Below are 2,588 nucleotides of genomic sequence, written 5' to 3'. Positions count from 1 at the left end.
AGCCAGGGGGAGTGCGTGATGGGCGGCGCGACAGGGCAAAGCTTGCCGGGAAGGGCACTAGTTCGGCACCGGGACTGGCGGCAGCTCGGCCCGGCGGACCGCCGGGGCGGCGATGGCGACGGCCGCTCCGAACATGCTGAAAGCGCCGCAGGCCACGAACACCGCGCTCGTACCCCACACCGCCGCGGCGGCTCCGAACAGCGGGAAGCTCAGCGGTGAGAGCCCGAAAGAGCTCAGGCTCGTCACGGAGGTGACCCGGCCGAGGTATGCGGGGTCGGCGGTGGTCTGGATGAGCCCGTTCGCCAGCCCGCCGGCGACAGAGCTGAACAGCCCGGAGGCGCCCGCCACCGCGATCGCCCCGCCCAGCGTCGGTGTCACTCCGACCGACGCGATCCCGGCCGAGGCGACGACGAGGGTGCTGATCGCCACCGTACCGGCACGCGGTAGCCGGCCCAGCACGGTGATCAGCAGAGCGCTCAGCCCGGCCCCGGCGCCGAACGCGCTGACGATCCAGGCCATGCCGGACGCACCCCAGCCCCGTTCACCGGCGAGCAGCACCAGGCCGACGTTCAGCGGCCCGTTGAGGGCGAACTCGCTGAGCGCGCCGCTCAGCACCAGCGGCCCGAGCAGCGGATGGCGGCGCAGGTAGCGGAGCCCGTCGGCCAGTTCGGACCACGCCGTCGCACGTAAGGCAGGCTCGGCCGGCTGCTGACAGGAAGCCGGTGGGGCGATGCGTACCGCGAGCAACAGCACCAGCGAGACCGCGAACAACCCGCCCGCGAGGGCGAAGGCGGCGGCCACCCCGCCGAACCCCATGACGAACCCGCTCAGCGGCGGCCCCGTGGTGTTGCCGATCCTGATGACCAGTGCCCGCATCCCCTGAACGCGGGCGAGTTGACCACGGGCGGTGATGCGGGGCGGCAGCGCGCCGACGGCGGGCATGAACAGGGCGTCGACGGCACCGAAGACGAGAGCACCGCAGACCAGCAGCCACAGCCCCGGCGTCGCGAGCGCCAGCCACGCCGCGACCGTCAGTATCACCACGCACCGCACGGCGTCGCTTCCGATGACAACGAGCCGGGGCCCGTACCGGTCGGCGACCACTCCCCCGCCCAGCATCAGCACCGCGCGCGGTAACCCGGCGGCGGCCATCACCATGCCGACCTGCGCGGGCGAGGCGACCTGCTGGGCGGCCCAGCCGAGGGCTAGGAAGCAGACGTTGTCGCCGATGGCGGAGACGGCGTACGCGGTGAGCCACCGCAGTACGTTCCCGTCCCGGTGGGCCGGGCGGTCGGCGGTGACCGGGGCAGCGATCGTCACGGCCGGAAGGGGAAGCCGTAGACGTGCAGGGCGACATGTTCGCGTCCCTCGGTGTTCCCGGCAGCCTCAGCCTGCCGCCCGTGCTCCTTCCACCGCTCGGCGAGGTCAGTGAACTCACGTTCGGCCTGCTGGAGTTCGGCAGAGGTGAGCCGGGAGAGGAACTCGGAGGTGAAGGCGGCGTCCGACCAGGCCGTCGGCCAGCTCCCTGCCTCGTCAAGGTAGGCGGTGTAGCGGGCGTAGCGCGTGGCAAGAAGCTGACGCAGCACCGCAGCGGCCACCGCCGCCCCCTCCGGGTTGCCGTCGAAGTCGGCCGTACGGAAGGTGAAGGAGTTCTCCTCCGAAGGCCGCCACCAGCGCTCCCGGCCGTCCGAGCTCTCCCCCGCCGCCTCCTCGATGAAGCCGTGTTCGGCCATCTTCCGCAGGTGGTAGCTGACGAGTGAGACCGCCTCGTCCACCTGCTCGGCAAGCTGCGAAGCGGTCGCGGTACGCACGACGTTGAGCGCGCGCCACAGCTCGATGCGCAGCGGGTGCGTGAAGACCTTGAGCGCGGCGAGATCGGTGATGCGGCGCTTCGGGTCCGGACCGTCGCGACGGTCATCCGTGGAGTCGGGCATGCCCAAACCATAGATACGCAAGAAAAGTTGCGCAACAATTCTTGTGTAACTGCCCCAAGGCTGCTGAGTTGATGGAAGGCAAACGGATGCGCGGTGCCGCGCCGATTATCGGAAGATCACGTGACGATCTCGAGGAGACCGGCGGTACAAGTGGCATAGGGGCCCGCTGACATGGTCTGATCCCTAAACCCCCCGGGCAGATGTTCGTCCCCATTGATTGGAAACTCTTATGCGTAACCAGACCTCCCAGATCCAGACCGCCGAGCTCTCCGACGCGGACCTCGACAACGTGTCCGGCGGCCTGGGCGTCTCCGCCAGCTCTGCCGGTGCGGCCGACCTGCTCGCCGGCACCGGCAGCGTGGGCGGCACCATCGGCGTGGACGCCGCCGACGCCACCGCCGCCCTGGGCGGCGCCACCGGTAGCGTGACCAGCGCCACCACCGGCCTGGTCTGACGGACCCCCAGCATCATCGAGGGCCCGGAGCGCATGCGCTCCGGGCCCTCGCCCGTGCCGCCGCGCGCCCGAGTCAGTGGGCGTAGTCCTTCACAGCTTCTCCGTCTCCAACGTGATCCCCACCTCTGCGGCTGAGGCGGGCGCGCGGGTCACGCGCGCTGTGGTGGTGGAGCGGCGAGCGGGCCGGTACGGGCGGCCTT

At 70.9% G+C, this 2,588-nt stretch carries 3 protein-coding genes; 1 reads left to right on the top strand and 2 read right to left on the bottom strand.

Annotated elements, in window-relative coordinates; all coding sequences use genetic code 11:
• Positions 1-57: 57 nt before the first annotated feature.
• Together ACRDP3_RS15290 and ACRDP3_RS15285 are read right to left on the bottom strand one after the other, a co-directional pair.
• A complete protein-coding gene (locus tag ACRDP3_RS15290) occupies positions 58-1,320 on the bottom strand; it encodes an MFS transporter (RefSeq protein WP_431517487.1) in 1,263 nt (420 codons plus the stop codon).
• On the bottom strand, positions 1,317-1,934 hold the full coding sequence (locus ACRDP3_RS15285; RefSeq protein ID WP_431517486.1) for a helix-turn-helix domain-containing protein: 618 nt from the start codon (positions 1,932-1,934) through the stop codon (positions 1,317-1,319). The genes ACRDP3_RS15290 and ACRDP3_RS15285 overlap by 4 nt, the downstream gene beginning before the upstream one ends.
• Positions 1,935-2,163: 229 nt before the next feature.
• Here ACRDP3_RS15285 and ACRDP3_RS15280 point away from each other — a divergent pair, with 229 nt between their 5' ends.
• Entirely contained in the window at positions 2,164-2,388 is a 225-nt protein-coding gene (locus ACRDP3_RS15280; protein WP_431517485.1) for a type A2 lantipeptide, read from the top strand.
• The last annotated feature ends 200 nt before the right edge of the window (positions 2,389-2,588 follow it).

It is taken from the genome of Streptomyces sp. (assembly GCF_050698815.1).
Classification (GTDB): Bacteria; Actinomycetota; Actinomycetes; order Streptomycetales; family Streptomycetaceae; genus Streptomyces.
Note: the sequence above shows the minus strand (reverse complement) of the source record. Positions and strands in the feature narration are given on the sequence as shown.